Genomic DNA, 14,049 nt, shown 5'->3' on the forward strand with positions numbered 1-14,049 from the left:
AGGAAGAATGAGCCAATTTTTTTATGTTCACCCTGAAACACCACAAGTCCGATTAATTAATCAGGCGGTGGCAATGATTCGAAATGGCGGGGTGATTGTCTATCCGACCGATTCAGGTTATGCCCTGGGCTGTCAGTTGGAAAACAAGCAGGCGCTAGAGCGTATCTGTCAGATCCGCCGTCTTAACGATAAACACAATTTCACCCTGTTGTGCCGAGACTTGTCCGAGCTATCGTTGTATGCCCGTGTCGATAACACGGCATTTCGCCTATTACGTAACAATACGCCTGGTGCCTATACGTTTATCTTTAAGGGGACGAAGGAAGTACCGCGTCGTCTGATGAACCCGAAACGTAAGACTATCGGTATTCGTGTGCCTGATAATGCTATCGCTCTGGCGCTGTTGGATGCGCTGGGTGAGCCTATGATGTCGACATCGTTGATCTTGCCTGATAGCGATGTCGCTGAGTCTGATCCGGACGAGATCCGCGATAAGCTGGAGCATGCTGTTGATTTGATTATCAATGGTGGCTATTTGGGCGAGCAGCCGACCACTGTTATTGATTTCAGTAATGATGAAATGGAAGTGGCCCGTGTCGGTGCTGGGGATCCATCCCCGTTTGAATAATAGGTGCTAAGTTTCTTATTTGCTCTTGCTGGTGGGAGCGAAGTCGATGCGGATAGCCATCTAATCCGTCTTTTAGGTGGTATCTGCATCAAGCTTTTGGCATAATTCGCGGTCGCTTTGAGAGGGCTTAAGGCGTGATACCAAACAGCGGCAACTTGTTCGCCAAATAGGCAGAAATTTGTGCTGTTAGTATATTTGATGATGTTTCGACGCCTGTGAAGGCGACAAAGGTTTATCCAATGAGTGAAAAATTACAGAAGGTGCTAGCTCGTTCTGGCCATGGTTCTCGTCGCGAGCTTGAATTAATGATTCAAAATGGTCGTGTGAGCATTGATGGCAATGTCGCGAAGCTGGGCGATCGTCTTGAAGACGATCATGATTCCATTGTTCGTATAGACGGGCATAAAATCAGTCTACTCGCACCTTCTGAAGAAGTGTGTCGTGTGCTTGCGTATAACAAGCCTGAGGGTGAGCTATGTACACGTCATGACCCTGAAGGTCGTCGTACTGTTTTTGACCGCCTGCCGCGTTTGGAGACAGGGCGTTGGGTTTCCGTTGGTCGTCTTGATGCGAATACCTCAGGTTTGCTGCTATTCACTACTGATGGTGAGCTTGCTAATCGATTAATGCACCCAAGTCATCGTGTTGAGCGTGAATACATGGTGCGTGTATTCGGTGACGTCAACGAGCAGATGGTGAAAAACCTTGTTAAAGGCGTGAAGCTTGAAGACGGTATGGCCCGCTTTGAAGACGTAGTTTATGCCGGTGGTGAAGGGATGAACCATACGTTTTACGTTATGCTGACCGAAGGCCGTAACCGTGAGGTTCGCCGTCTTTGGGATTCTCAGGGTGTAACGGTTAGCCGTCTGAAGCGTGTCCGTTACGGTGACATTTTCCTGACCAAGGATATGCCGCGTGGCGGATGGAATGAGCTTGAGCTGAAAGAAGTTAACTACCTGCGTGAAATGGTAGAGCTGAAGCCAGAAGAAAACACCATGCTGACGGTTGAAGGCCAAAAGCGCAAGAAAGGGGTTCGTCAGATCCGTCGTGCTGTTCGTCGTCACGAAGAGCGTGTGAATGATGACTCGCCTCGTGGTCGTCGTGGTCGCCAGGATAACCGCCGTTCTTCTTCTCGCAACAAAGATGCAGAAGCAGCGCCGCAAGGCCGACGTAAACCTTCAGGCAATGCGGCAAACCGCCGTAATCCGCTGAAGAACAAGCCTGCCAAGCCGCGTACGCGCAAATAAGCAGTGTGTAGAATTTAAAAAAGCAGCCAATGGCTGCTTTTTTTATATCTGGCTACTTACGTCAAGCATTGTAACCACCCCCTCCCTTTTTGAAGGGTGGGGTTAGGGTGGGGTTAAGCTGCCCCTGGCTTGCGCTTCGGCTGGGCATCAAGGCACAGGCCGTTAACCTCCTTGCTTTCAGGACCCATCAGGTACAGATACAGCGGCATAATGTCTGCCGGTGTTTTCAGCCGCGAACTATCTTCGGCTGGGTAGGCTTTGGCGCGCATAGCGGTGCGGGTACCGCCCGGGTTGATGGCGTTAACGCGGACATTGGTGTTGCTCATCTCGTCAGCCAGCACCTGCATCATGCCTTCGGTTGCAAACTTGGAGATTGAGTAGGCTCCCCAGAAGGCACGGCCTTCGTGACCCACGGTCGACGAGGTAAAGATAATGCGGCCGTCTTCGGCTTTCTTGACCAGGGGCATCAGCGCCTGGGTCATCAAAAATTGTGCCTTGACATTGACCTGCATGACATCGTCAAAGGTATCTTCGCCGAGTTGATCGAACGGACTCATTACGCCCAGCAGACCGGCATTGTGCAGTACACCGTCAAGGCGGCCGAACTGGCCTTCGATGGTCTCGACCATGTCCTCATAGTTCTGCTTGGTCGCCCCTTGTAGATCTAGAGGAATAATCGCAGGCTGCGCATAGTCCAGCGCTTCAATTTCATCGTAAACGGCTTCGAGCTTAGCAACTGTTCGGCCAAGCAAAATAACAGTTGCACCGTGAGCTGCATAGCTGATGGCTGCTTGGCGGCCAATACCCTCACCAGCGCCTGTCACCAAAATGACACGATCTTTGAGAGAATCTGCAGCGGTTTGATATTCCACGTGTAACTTCCTTATTTGTTTTTTAGTTTTTCTATTATACCCAAGCAACCTCAAGATGCTCGTTTCAATGAACATTCCTACAGTTAGCCAAGCCGAACTACTCTTTCTCGGTGTGGCATTAATTTTAATAGAATCTATAATGCCCGCTTGTACTTCTTTAGGAGCTTAGTTCGTGAGCAAGAAGCCAGATAGAATTACGGCCATGCAGCAAATTATTGATGCAGTCAAGCAGGACTTCCCGCTATACCAAGAAGATACTTTTACGTGTGGCCCTGATAACAGTTGTATTGGTTGTCCCAAAAAACTGATGGAACTTGTCGACTCTGACTTATCTTACTGGGAACACCAGATTAAGCGTGGATTGCCACCCACATTCGATGAACTGTCGAAATTCGGAAAGATGTGTAAAAACATACGTAGGGCTCTGGTTCGTAACAACAGAATTTCTTCTTGAATATAGCCTTTGGGTGGGGGCGTAGAATCAAAGCTTGAAATGTACTTTGTATTTTATCGTTGATACTGTCGATAATTGTAATTGCTCTTGTGCTCGAAGAAGACAAGCATCGTAAGCCTATTGGTAAGTTAACAGACTTGTGGAATGCCTACGCTGCCCATATCTCTAAGAAGATGCAAAATATAAGCGAATCATTGTCCCTTGTGGCAATGGTTAAAATGCCAAAAATGAGGACTCAACATTGGATTTTTTGTTTGATTATGGGCTATTCCTAGCCAAAATCGCCACGGTGGTGATTGCGATTGTCAGTATTCTTGTATTAGCTAAAGGATTGAGTGGTCGCCATGGGACGCAAAAAGGTGAATTGGAAGTTACTGATCTCACTGAGCAGTACAAAAATACCGTACATCAGTTAGAGTCACATTTGTTTGACAAGCCATTGCTTAAAGCCCGTGAAAAGGCGGAAAAGAAGGCAGAAAAAGAGAAAAACAAAGAGCGTCAGAGCGAGATTAAAAAAGCGGCGAAAGCCGGCGATCTTTCTCACGTCCGAGAGCCCCGTCTATTTGTCCTCGATTTCCATGGCAGCATTGATGCACGCGAAGTCTCGGCACTGCGCGAAGAGGTAACAGCTGTGTTGGCAGTTGCGATGGAAGGTGACGAAGTGTTGCTTCGCCTTGAGACCGGGGGGGGGATGGTCCACGGTTATGGCCTGGCGTCTTCTCAGCTTGATCGCCTGAAATCTGCGGGTATCAAACTGACTATTTCAGTTGACAAGGTTGCTGCAAGCGGCGGCTATATGATGGCCTGTGTGGCCGATAAGATTATCTCGGCTCCGTTTGCGGTTGTTGGCTCTATCGGGGTCATTGCCCAGTTGCCGAATTTCAACAAGCTATTGAAGAAAAATGATATTGAGTTTGAACAGATCACTGCGGGTGAGTTCAAGCGCACGTTGACTATGTTCGGTGAAAATACCGACAAAGCGCGTGAAAAATTCCAGGTTGAAATAGAAGAAACGCACGATCTGTTTAAGAACTTCATCGAGGATCACCGTCCGGAGCTTGATTTGGAGAAAGTGGCAACAGGCGAGCACTGGTTTGGCAAGCAGGCCCATGAGCTTGGCTTGGTGGACGAGATTGGCACCAGTGATGATTTTATTACTCATGCCTGCAAAGATCGCGAGGTACTGGGAGTCCGCTATGTCCAGCGCAAGAAGCTGGCAGAAAAGCTAGCGGGCGCTACAGGTGAAGCTGCCGATAATCTGTTGCTGAAGTGGATCAGTCGCGGTCAGCGACCAATCGTATAGGTTTTCAGATGAATCAGATATGGGCATTTTTTTCCTTTAAGGGGCGTATGCGACGCCGTGATTACTGGCTGTATAGTTTGCCGGTTCTGCTGGTATTGCTGCCGGTGTTTATTTATACCGATCCGAGAAATGCCGCTGATAACGCTGTATTGCAAGTATTGTCGCTGGTGATCTTCGGCTTTGCATTTTGGGCTTCTGCGGCACTGAATGTGAAGCGGCTTCATGACCGAAATAAAAGCGGTTGGTGGGTGATCGTGACATTTTTGCCGATTATCGGACCAATATTCGTCATTGTTGAGTTAGGCGTTTTGGATGGAACAAAGGGACCGAATCAGTTCGGTGCTGATCCGAAAAAGCGTGATGAGCCACCTGCCGATGATAGTGATGTTAATAAAGACACCATGACGATTGATATCTGATATCTGATAGCTGTTTGCCACTATGTTTCACAGCCCCGCCACTGCGGGGCTGCTTTATTCGGTATGAGCCGTTAGCCTTTTAGCGTGAACTCAGGGGACAGCTTATGGGCAAGAAACTTGAACATATTAAAAACAGCTGTGGTTTTTTCTGTCGGCAGGCCGCTATCATCCAAGAAGTATTCCCCCTTGAACACCAGCACATCGTCTTTTTCTTCAACGGAAGTGGCTCGCATGCCATCTAGATAGGCGTCATGGTCCTGAATGAGCTGGTTCGCAATCATCAGTAAGTCTTCGGAAGAAATGTTTTGTTTATTGCTCATGCTGTTATCTCTTGGATCATAGAATGATAGCTGCTGGTGTTTACCGCGGTGCTATAGAGGGCCCTCAGTGTATTGAAGTTAACACGATAAAACAAACCTTTGCCGGGGTAGTGAATTATTCTCAAATTGGTTAAAGAGTGTCTGGCTGAGGTGCAAATTCGACCAATTTATGTGAGCGATGGCAAAAATTTATGGGTTTTAATAGTCAAAGACGAGATGAGGTGGTAATGATTAGCGCCCTCAGCCACTTTACGGTCATAAATAAAGTCTAAAGAGAGGTTGGATTGCAGTAATATAGAGGCGAAAAATTTGCTTTAACGTGGTGTTAACATGTGGGGAAGGGACGAGCAAACAGTCCATTTTCATCAAAAAGCAGTTGACCTTCTAGGATTGTAGCCCAATATGTAAATACCAATTACATTAAGTAACTACTTATCCCGAGCGTTTTTCTTAGCGTATTGAGAATGCCTCTAGTGATTAGTTACTTAATCAGTTTGGTTTATTAGTGTTGCCGTGCCTCATTGTGATGATTAGCATGCAACTATTTGTTTTATATTGAAAGTTTTGCGAGCACGAGGACGTAATAGAGTCATTATGGGTAAATCTCTCGTTATCGTGGAGTCCCCAGCCAAGGCGAAAACTATAAATAAGTACTTGGGTAAGGACTTCATTGTAAAGTCAAGTGTGGGTCACGTCCGTGATTTACCAACGGGTGCACGTAGTACGGGCAAAAAAGCCGCTCCTACCTCGACAAAGGGGTTGAGCGTTGAAGAGAAGGCCCGTATCAAGAAAGAAAAAGAGCGTAAGGCGCTGATCGGAAAGATGGGGGTTAACCCATATAACGATTGGGAAGCGCAGTACGAAGTGCTACCGGGCAAAGAAAAAGTCGTTAACGAATTACAGAAGCTGGCCGAAGACGCCGACTTTGTTTATCTGGCGACCGATTTGGACCGCGAGGGAGAAGCTATTGCGTGGCACCTTCGTGAGATCATCGGTGGTGATGATGAACGTTATAAGCGAGTGGTTTTTAATGAGATCACCAAAAATGCAATTCAGCAGGCGTTCGAACAGCCTGGTGAGCTGAACATTGATGGTGTGAACGCCCAGCAGGCGAGACGTTTCCTAGACCGTGTCGTTGGCTTTATGGTGTCGCCGCTGCTGTGGAAAAAGGTTGCTCGTGGCCTTTCTGCCGGTCGTGTCCAGTCAGTTGCGGTAAAACTGATTGTCGAGCGTGAGCGTGAAATCAAGGCATTTACGCCGGAAGAGTTCTGGGATATTCATGCCAATACCCAGACGGTAGGCAATGATGCACTGCGTCTGATGGTTGCCCAGCAGGCGGGTAAAGCATTCCGTCCTGAAAATGAAGCCGATACCATGGCGGCCAAGTCGCTGTTGGAAAAAGCGGCCTACAAGGTTATCGATCGTGAAGATCGCCCGACCAGCAGCAAGCCGTCGGCACCTTATATCACCTCGACGTTGCAGCAGGCTGCAAGTACCCGTTTGGGTTACGGTGTAAAACGTACGATGGGTCTGGCACAGCGTTTGTATGAGGCTGGCTACATTACCTATATGCGTACCGACTCGACAAACTTGTCGAAGGAAGCTGTTGAGTCTGCCCGTGATTTTATTGGTAGCGAGTACGGCGAGAACTATTTGCCGGCGAAGCCGAATGTTTACGGTAGCAAAGGCAATGCTCAGGAAGCGCACGAAGCGATCCGCCCATCTAGTGTTGATGTGAAAGCAGAAAACCTGGAAGGCATGGAGCAGGATGCGATTAAGCTATATGATCTTATTTGGCGCCAGTTTGTTGCCTGTCAGATGGTACCAGCGAAATATGATTCGAGCACAATTACCGTTCAGGCTGGTGATTTTACGCTGAAAGCCAAAGGTCGCACGATGCGTTTTGCGGGTTGGACCCATGTTCAGCGTCCATCCGGCAAAACAGAAGATACAACGCTGCCTATGGTCCACGTAGGCGATTTACTGACGCTTGAAGAGCTAGAGCCTAAGCAGCACTTCACTAAGCCGCCAGCGCGCTTTACAGAGGCTGCATTGGTTAAAGAGCTAGAGAAGAAAGGCATTGGCCGACCTTCAACCTATGCGTCAATCATTTCGACGATCCAGGATCGTGGTTATGTCCGTGTTGATCAGCGCCGGTTCTATGCCGAGAAAATGGGTGAAATTGTTTCTGACCGTTTGGATGAGAGCTTCTCTGATCTGATGGACTATGATTTCACCGCGCGTATGGAAGGCAATCTGGATAAGATTGCGGAAGGCGAGGCGAACTGGAAAGGCGTACTGGATCATTTTTTCAGCGACTTTACCTCAGAGCTCGAAAAAGCCGAGCGTGAAGAAGATGAAGGCGGCATGAAGCCGAACAACATCGTCCTGACCGATATCAAGTGCCCGACATGTGAGCGCCCGATGGGGATTCGCACCGCGTCAACTGGCGTGTTCCTTGGTTGTTCTGGTTATGCCCTGCCGCCGAAAGAACGCTGTAAGACAACAATCAATCTTGGTGATGAAGAAGGCATTGTTAACGTTCTTGAAGAAGACGTTGAAACAGCAGCACTGCGTGCCAAGAAGCGCTGTCCTAAGTGTGATACTGCGATGGATGCCTACCTGATTGATCAGGAGCGCAAGCTGCACGTCTGTGGTAACAACCCTGGCTGTGACGGCTATATTGTCGAGAAAGGCGAGTTCAAGCTGAAGGGCTATGAAGGCCCGGTTATCGAATGTGACAAATGTGGCTCGGATATGGAGCTGAAGAACGGTCGCTTCGGTAAGTACATGGGCTGTACCAGCGAAGAGTGTAAGAACACACGAAAGATCCTGAAAAATGGTGAGGTTGCACCACCGAAGGAAGATCCTGTCCATTTACCGGAACTACCGTGTAGTCAGGATCCGGATGCTTACTTCGTTCTGCGTGACGGTGCCTCTGGCCTGTTTATGGCAGCAAGTACTTTCCCTAAATCACGTGAGACTCGTGCACCGTTGGTGGAAGAGTTAGCCCGATTTAAGGATCGCCTGTCACCGAAGTTTACATATTTGGCCGATGCGCCAACCGAAGATCCGGATGGTCGTCCGACAGTCGTTCGTTTTAGCCGCAAGACTAAAGAGAATTACATCCGTTCGGAAATCGAAGGCAAGCCATCAGGCTGGACCGGTCTCTTCATTGACGGTAAGTGGGAAATTACCGACAAGCGTAAGAAGCCGAAGAAAGAAAAAGCCGAGAAATAATAAAAACCGCCGAAAGGCGGTTTTTTTATGAAAAGCTTTTGGGGTTCCTCCCCTTTTTAAGAGGGAGGGGCTTTAGGCGGAAAAGGTTGGCACTCCGCTATGGAAACGGAAGCTATCATCATGGCTATTAATAAGCTCCGCCTCTCTGGTACCAATCACCTTCACCCGTTCGGTGATGTCTTCTCCAGCAATTTGCTCTGCCAGAATCAGGTAATCTTGATAGTGGCGTGCCTCGGAACGCAATAGCGATATATAGAACTTCTTCAGTTCCTCATCCAAATACGGTGCAAGCTTGGCGAACCGTTCACAGGAGCGGGCTTCGATATAGGCTCCGACAATCAGTTTATCGATCAAGGTTGCGGGTTCATGGGTTCGGACTGCCTTCATTAGCCCTTTGGCATAACGTCCGGCGCACAAGTTGCTGTAGGGGATGTCACGCTGTTCTATGATCTCCAAGACCTGCTCGAAATGGTGAAACTCCTCCTTGATTAACCGAACCATCTTGTCGATAAGCTCTTGCCCATGAACGAAATTCGTTTTTGGAACAAGAGGGGCTGACAGGCCGTTTTTCTTGCCGTGAAAAGCCTCTGTGCTGTGAACTTTGCCATAGACAAAGTCTTCATAGGGCTTAGACCACGCCAGCAGAACTTTACCGCTGTCGGCATCTACTGCGTGTTTTCGTATGAGCCACATTGCCGTCTGGCTCGCCTTGAGTTCACAGTTGCAGTGGTCGACAAGGAGAGTCGTTAGGTTTTCAGGTTTTTTGGCTTCTTCAATCCAGCTATCGGGCGTGTCGCACTGGAGAAATGTTTTGATTGGCGATAATAGCTCGTCAATCATGCGCTGAGTGTCGTTCATGGGAATTACTGCTGAGTCTCTGAGTTTATAGTTGTTGGAGCTGAAATTAGCCCCTTTGTGTAGAGGAGTATAACAAATCAAAGCCTTGGCCCGGAGTTCAATAGTCTTGGAGCAGAGTACTGGAATGCTAGCTAAAGACGGTATTTTAGACTAGATGTTAATAGAGTGGCAGTTGTTTGAGTTCTTTGAATATGCGTTATTGGTTACAGCACTAACTAATTTTATTGGGTTTTATAACGTTAATCACTGCCGTTGTGCATAGTTGCTTTACTTTATGAACGCTAATTACTTAGTATACTAACAACTTGTATGTTGCATCATTGTTGTAATCTCATGCTTTCAGAAAGCTGAAGGATCAGAAATTGAAATAAGGACATTGTTATGCGAAAGCTTCTCGCAACATCCGTTTTGCTTGCTACAGCCTCATTTAACGTCTCGGCGGAAGAGTGTGGCAAAGTTACCATTGCGGATATGAATTGGAATTCCGCAACGCTGATTGCCAATGTTGATAAGTTTATTCTTCAACATGGTTTTGATTGTGATGCTGAGCTGGTACCGGGCGATACGATGCCGACAGGTACCTCTATGATCGAGAAAGGCGAACCCGATATTGCGCCGGAGTTGTGGAGCAACTCGATGAAGACCGCGTTGGATCGTGGTGTTAAAGAAGGGCGTTTACGCTATGCAGGGGCAACCTTGTCGGAAGGCGGTGAAGAAGGCTTCTGGGTTCCCGCCTATTTGGTCGAAAAAGATCCGAGCTTGGCGACCATTGCCGGTATCAAGGCGAATCGACAGTTATTTGAGCACCCTGAAGATCCTGAAAAATCAGCATTTATGGGTTGTCCGGCTGGTTGGAACTGTCAAATTACAGCCGGTAACCTCTTTAATGCCATGGAGTTGGATAAGGCAGGCTTTGAGTTAATCGATCCGGGGTCGGGTGCGGGCTTATCTGGGGCCATTGCCAAAGCCTATGAGCGCAAAGAACCTTGGTTTGGCTATTACTGGGCACCAACAGCAGTGTTGGGTAAATACAAAATGGTGAAAGTTGATTTTGGCAGCGGCCTTGATGAAGACCATTACCGCGCCTGTATTACCAAGGAGGAGTGCCTGGATCCGAAACCAACCATGTATCCGCCATCGCCAGTCGATACGGTGGTTACCGAAACTTTTGCCAAGCGGGCTCCCGAGGCGCTGGAGTATTTGTCGTCGCGCTCTTTTGGCAACCAGCAGATGAATAGCTTGCTGGCCTGGATGGAGGACTATCAGGCAGACGGCGAGATCACGATGGAGCACTTTTTGACCGAGTACGAATCAACGTGGACTCAGTGGGTCAGCCCTGATGTCGCGAAGAAAGTGAAGCAGGCTCTGTCGGAGCTTTAGTGGGTATATGCCCGGTAGTTGACCGGGCTTTTTGTAGTCTACCGGATCAAAAGTTGTTATGTCTGATCAATCTTGGTTAACTGAATTCCCGCAGCTCGATCGTTACCAGCTGCTGGAAATTCGCAAAACGCTGGATGGCGCTTATCGAGCATTCTCCCGTGAATATGGCGATAATATTGAAGCGTTCTTCGATCCTCTGCTGTCTTTTCTTATTGGTTTTGAAAAATTATTGCTGGGCTCGCCTTGGTGGCTGGTGATTGGCGTTCTTGCTGCGCTGGCTTATGTTGCTAGCCGGTCATGGAAGCTGACTGTCGGTGTCATTGTGGCCTTTGTTCTGATTGGTGTTTTTGGGATGTGGGAGAACACCATGCGGACCATGAGCATTATTCTGGTGTCGACTCTGGTCGCCATAGGGCTAGGGGTACCGATAGGTATCGCGATGGCGAGATCGAACCGGGTACAGTCGATAGTGACCCCGATGCTTGATGTGATGCAGACAATGCCTGCATTTGTTTATTTGATACCGGTGGTGATGTTGCTTGGTATCGGCAAAATTCCCGGTGTGATTGCGGTTGTGATCTATGCCATTCCGCCTGTTATCCGGCTGACCAACCTGGGGATCCGGTTGGTTGATAAAGAGGTGCTGGAAGCTGCAACAGCCTATGGTGCCAGTCCGACCCAACGGTTATTGGGGGTCCAGCTACCATTGGCGCTGCCAAATATTATGGCAGGGATCAACCAGACCATCATGATGGCACTGGCAATGGTGGTTATCGCATCGATGATTGGCGTAAAAGGCTTAGGACAGCCAGTCTTGAAGTCCATTACCAACCAGTATTTCACATTAGGCCTGCTCAATGGCCTGGCGATAGTGGCGCTGGCGATTATCTTCGACCGAGTAACGCAAAGTTATGCCAAGCGTACTCAGCAGCATTTAGGAGGTCATGATCATGGCTAGCAAAGAGGGTACGACCCCGTTAATACGGGTAAAAAATCTCTACAAAGTATTTGGCCCTAATGCTGGTAAAGTATTGCAGCAGGTGAAAGACGGACAGTCAAAGGATGATATCTTGGCCGAAACAGGACATACCGTTGGCCTTAACGACATTAATATAGATATCTACCCGGGGGAAATCTTTGTTGTGATGGGGTTATCGGGCTCGGGGAAATCGACCTTGATCCGCCATTTCAATCGTCTGATTGATCCTACCGAGGGAATGATAGAAGTTGAGGGCAGCGATGTTATGTCCTTTGATAAAGAGGCGTTGCAGCAATTTCGTCGCCACAAGATGTCGATGGTATTTCAGCGCTTTGGGCTCATGCCGCATCGAACCGTTCTGGATAACATTGGCTACGGTCTACAGATCCAGGGGCTTGCGAAACACGAGCGAGAAAAGCAGGCCAGATACTGGCTAGAAACGGTTGGACTGACCGGCTATGAAAAGCATTTTCCGGCTAGCTTGTCTGGTGGCCAGCAGCAACGAGTAGGTCTTGCTAGAGCCTTGTGTACCGATGCTGAGATACTGCTGATGGACGAGGCCTTTTCCGCGCTTGACCCCTTAATCCGCAGTGAGATGCAGGATCAGTTAATCGAACTGCAAGAAAAACTGCATAAAACAATTGTTTTTATTACTCATGACTTGGATGAGGCACTGCGCCTTGGTGATCGCATTGCGATCTTGCGAGATGGGGTGCTGGTACAGCAGGGGGAGCCGGTTGATATCCTGCTTAACCCTGCCGATGATTACGTTGAAGCCTTTGTGAAGGATGTTAACCGTGCCCGTGCGCTGACCGTCGAGACTGTGATGAAGCCTCAGGTCTTCCGTATCTCTGCCGAGACGATTGGCGAGGCGCTAACCGAGATGCGTAAGTCCAAAGACGATTATGGTTATTACATTAATGAAGAGGGATATCAGGGTGTGATCACCCAGGAAACGCTTGAGGGGGTTGAGTCGTCAGAGTATGACAAAGCGATTGACCCGTCGTTGCTGGACAATGTGCCTGCCGTTCATACGGATTCCTTGCTCGAAGCCGTGATTCCCGAGACGCTGGATAGCGAACACCCATTGCCAGTTATCAATGCCGATGGTGACGTTGAAGGACGGTTGTCACGTTCAACACTGGCGGAAGTGCTCAGTGATCAGGCGGGTACGGAAGAGGATGATGAAAAGGTAAAAAAGTTGAAGGCGAGTAAATCACTTGCCGCTTAATGCGTTGTCTTTAGTGGTAGAAAAAACAAGGCCGCATGAATGCGGCCTTGTTATGTGGGGTATTAACCGGTGTAGTGCTACCACTTGCGCTTAGGCTGGAACAATACATCCAGATCATCTTGTTCTTTTTCGATGATTTGCTGACGCTCTTGTTCGTGGTTTTGGCTCTGACTGTTATCAATTTCGCCAAGCATCATTTGCAACTTTTCACGCGTTTGGTTGGCATAGTTGTCATTTTTGCTGGCAAGCACATCGATCCCTTTCCTAAGCAGCTGCTTGGCAGTACCGAGCTGGCGTTTCATCCGGGCATCGTTGGCACGCTTAATGACATTTTCAATATTGATGCGAAGCTGGATACCTTCTAGACGAGCATTTTCCGCAACGAAGGATTGAGTAGCAAATCGACCTTTGCTGTGCTCGCTTTTAATGACCGTTTTTAGTCGTTTCACTAGTTGCAGCATACCAATCGCTTGTTTATCGGTGCTAGGGACTTTAAATGCGGCAACATCAGCATTGGAGTAGTTCTGTTGAAGTTGGCGAATTTGGTCGGCAACATTTTTGATCCGCGCAGGTAAGTTTCTATCCGCAGGATCAGCTTCGCTCATGCTTTCGAGCGCATGTAAAATTCGTTGATTCAGGCACACCAGAAGCTCTTTGCTGTATGGCAAATGGTGAGCGTTACCGATAAGATCTTCAGTAGCATCAATGATTGCAATGAATTTGGCCAGCTCTTGGTGCTTTGCGCTTTCTAGGCGTTGGCGGTACTGAATAATGATGTTGTACCCAACAATCAGTATCAGCAACAAAGAAATGAGGCCAATCATTAAAGGTATACTCATAAGATACGTCTATCTTCCGTGCGTTTGGTCGAGCTCTATAAGATACACTATCTGGCAATTACGGCATAGCACGACAGTGAATTTTGATACACTTGTCGGCTATTATTAGGATAAATATGCCGTTTTATTCTTTGCTGAGAATGCTCAGATATCACATCTCACCTAATCGTATTGCCGTCTTGGTTTTTATCGAACAAAAACCATGTTCACAGGCGGTAAAATCGTAAAGAAATGCTATGAAAATGAGGTAATTCGATATATAACATGATGAAATACATG

General features: G+C 48.1%; 13 protein-coding genes. 9 read left to right on the forward strand and 4 right to left on the reverse strand.

Translation table 11 applies throughout. The features are described 5' to 3' along the window. Positions 1 to 7: 7 nt before the first annotated feature. Together EDI28_RS12125 and rluB are read left to right on the forward strand one after the other, a co-directional pair. On the forward strand, positions 8 to 628 hold the full coding sequence (locus EDI28_RS12125; protein WP_128784140.1) for an L-threonylcarbamoyladenylate synthase: 621 nt from the start codon (positions 8 to 10) through the stop codon (positions 626 to 628). A gap of 239 nt (positions 629 to 867) precedes the next feature. Then, positions 868 to 1,875 carry a 23S rRNA pseudouridine(2605) synthase RluB gene (rluB, locus tag EDI28_RS12130; RefSeq protein WP_128784141.1) on the forward strand — a complete coding sequence of 336 codons (1,008 nt, stop codon included), beginning with the start codon at positions 868 to 870 and terminating at the stop codon, positions 1,873 to 1,875. Positions 1,876 to 1,988: 113 nt separating this feature from the next. Here the strand turns inward: rluB and EDI28_RS12135 are convergent, their stop codons facing one another. Further along, positions 1,989 to 2,747, reverse strand: a complete 759-nt coding sequence (locus tag EDI28_RS12135) for a YciK family oxidoreductase (RefSeq protein ID WP_128784142.1) — start codon at positions 2,745 to 2,747, stop codon at positions 1,989 to 1,991. 172 nt (positions 2,748 to 2,919) lie between these two features. Here EDI28_RS12135 and EDI28_RS12140 point away from each other — a divergent pair, with 172 nt between their 5' ends. The 3 genes from EDI28_RS12140 to EDI28_RS12150 all read left to right on the forward strand — a co-directional run bounded on the left by EDI28_RS12140 (position 2,920) and on the right by EDI28_RS12150 (position 4,923). After that, positions 2,920 to 3,201: a hypothetical protein gene (locus EDI28_RS12140; protein ID WP_128784143.1), complete on the forward strand. Its 282-nt coding sequence runs from the start codon at positions 2,920 to 2,922 to the stop codon at positions 3,199 to 3,201. Between the two features lie 241 nt (positions 3,202 to 3,442). Beyond that, complete coding sequence (gene sohB / locus EDI28_RS12145) at positions 3,443 to 4,504, forward strand: protease SohB (protein WP_128784144.1); 1,062 nt, start codon at positions 3,443 to 3,445, stop codon at positions 4,502 to 4,504. Between the two features lie 8 nt (positions 4,505 to 4,512). Further along, a complete protein-coding gene (locus EDI28_RS12150) occupies positions 4,513 to 4,923 on the forward strand; it encodes a DUF805 domain-containing protein (protein WP_128784145.1) in 411 nt (136 codons plus the stop codon). Between the two features lie 71 nt (positions 4,924 to 4,994). Here EDI28_RS12150 and EDI28_RS12155 read toward each other — a convergent pair whose 3' ends face one another. After that, positions 4,995 to 5,243 carry a YciN family protein gene (locus tag EDI28_RS12155; protein ID WP_128784146.1) on the reverse strand — a complete coding sequence of 83 codons (249 nt, stop codon included), beginning with the start codon at positions 5,241 to 5,243 and terminating at the stop codon, positions 4,995 to 4,997. 594 nt (positions 5,244 to 5,837) lie between these two features. Between EDI28_RS12155 and topA the strand changes: the two genes are divergently transcribed. Then, complete coding sequence (gene topA, locus EDI28_RS12160; RefSeq protein WP_128784147.1) at positions 5,838 to 8,483, forward strand: type I DNA topoisomerase; 2,646 nt, start codon at positions 5,838 to 5,840, stop codon at positions 8,481 to 8,483. A gap of 72 nt (positions 8,484 to 8,555) precedes the next feature. Here the strand turns inward: topA and miaE are convergent, their stop codons facing one another. After that, positions 8,556 to 9,341 carry a tRNA isopentenyl-2-thiomethyl-A-37 hydroxylase MiaE gene (miaE, locus tag EDI28_RS12165; RefSeq protein ID WP_128784148.1) on the reverse strand — a complete coding sequence of 262 codons (786 nt, stop codon included), beginning with the start codon at positions 9,339 to 9,341 and terminating at the stop codon, positions 8,556 to 8,558. Between the two features lie 381 nt (positions 9,342 to 9,722). Between miaE and EDI28_RS12170 the strand changes: the two genes are divergently transcribed. Genes EDI28_RS12170 through EDI28_RS12180 form a run of 3 tightly spaced genes read left to right on the forward strand, consistent with a single transcriptional unit; the run spans position 9,723 to position 12,931 of the window. Continuing rightward, the gene (locus EDI28_RS12170; protein WP_128784149.1) at positions 9,723 to 10,721 is read left to right on the forward strand and encodes an ABC transporter substrate-binding protein; all 999 of its coding nucleotides are present in this window, start codon (positions 9,723 to 9,725) and stop codon (positions 10,719 to 10,721) included. A 58-nt stretch (positions 10,722 to 10,779) separates the two neighbouring features. Further along, entirely contained in the window at positions 10,780 to 11,679 is a 900-nt protein-coding gene (locus EDI28_RS12175; protein ID WP_128784150.1) for an ABC transporter permease, read from the forward strand. After that, positions 11,672 to 12,931, forward strand: a complete 1,260-nt coding sequence (locus EDI28_RS12180; protein ID WP_199287421.1) for a quaternary amine ABC transporter ATP-binding protein — start codon at positions 11,672 to 11,674, stop codon at positions 12,929 to 12,931. The genes EDI28_RS12175 and EDI28_RS12180 overlap by 8 nt, the downstream gene beginning before the upstream one ends. A 77-nt stretch (positions 12,932 to 13,008) precedes the next feature. On the opposite strand, the gene EDI28_RS12185 is transcribed toward EDI28_RS12180, so the two are convergent. Then, complete coding sequence (locus EDI28_RS12185; protein WP_128784152.1) at positions 13,009 to 13,770, reverse strand: DNA repair protein; 762 nt, start codon at positions 13,768 to 13,770, stop codon at positions 13,009 to 13,011. Positions 13,771 to 14,049: the final 279 nt, after the last annotated feature.

The organism is Photobacterium chitinilyticum, assembly GCF_004104355.1.
Classification (GTDB): domain Bacteria; phylum Pseudomonadota; class Gammaproteobacteria; order Enterobacterales; family Vibrionaceae; genus Photobacterium; species Photobacterium chitinilyticum.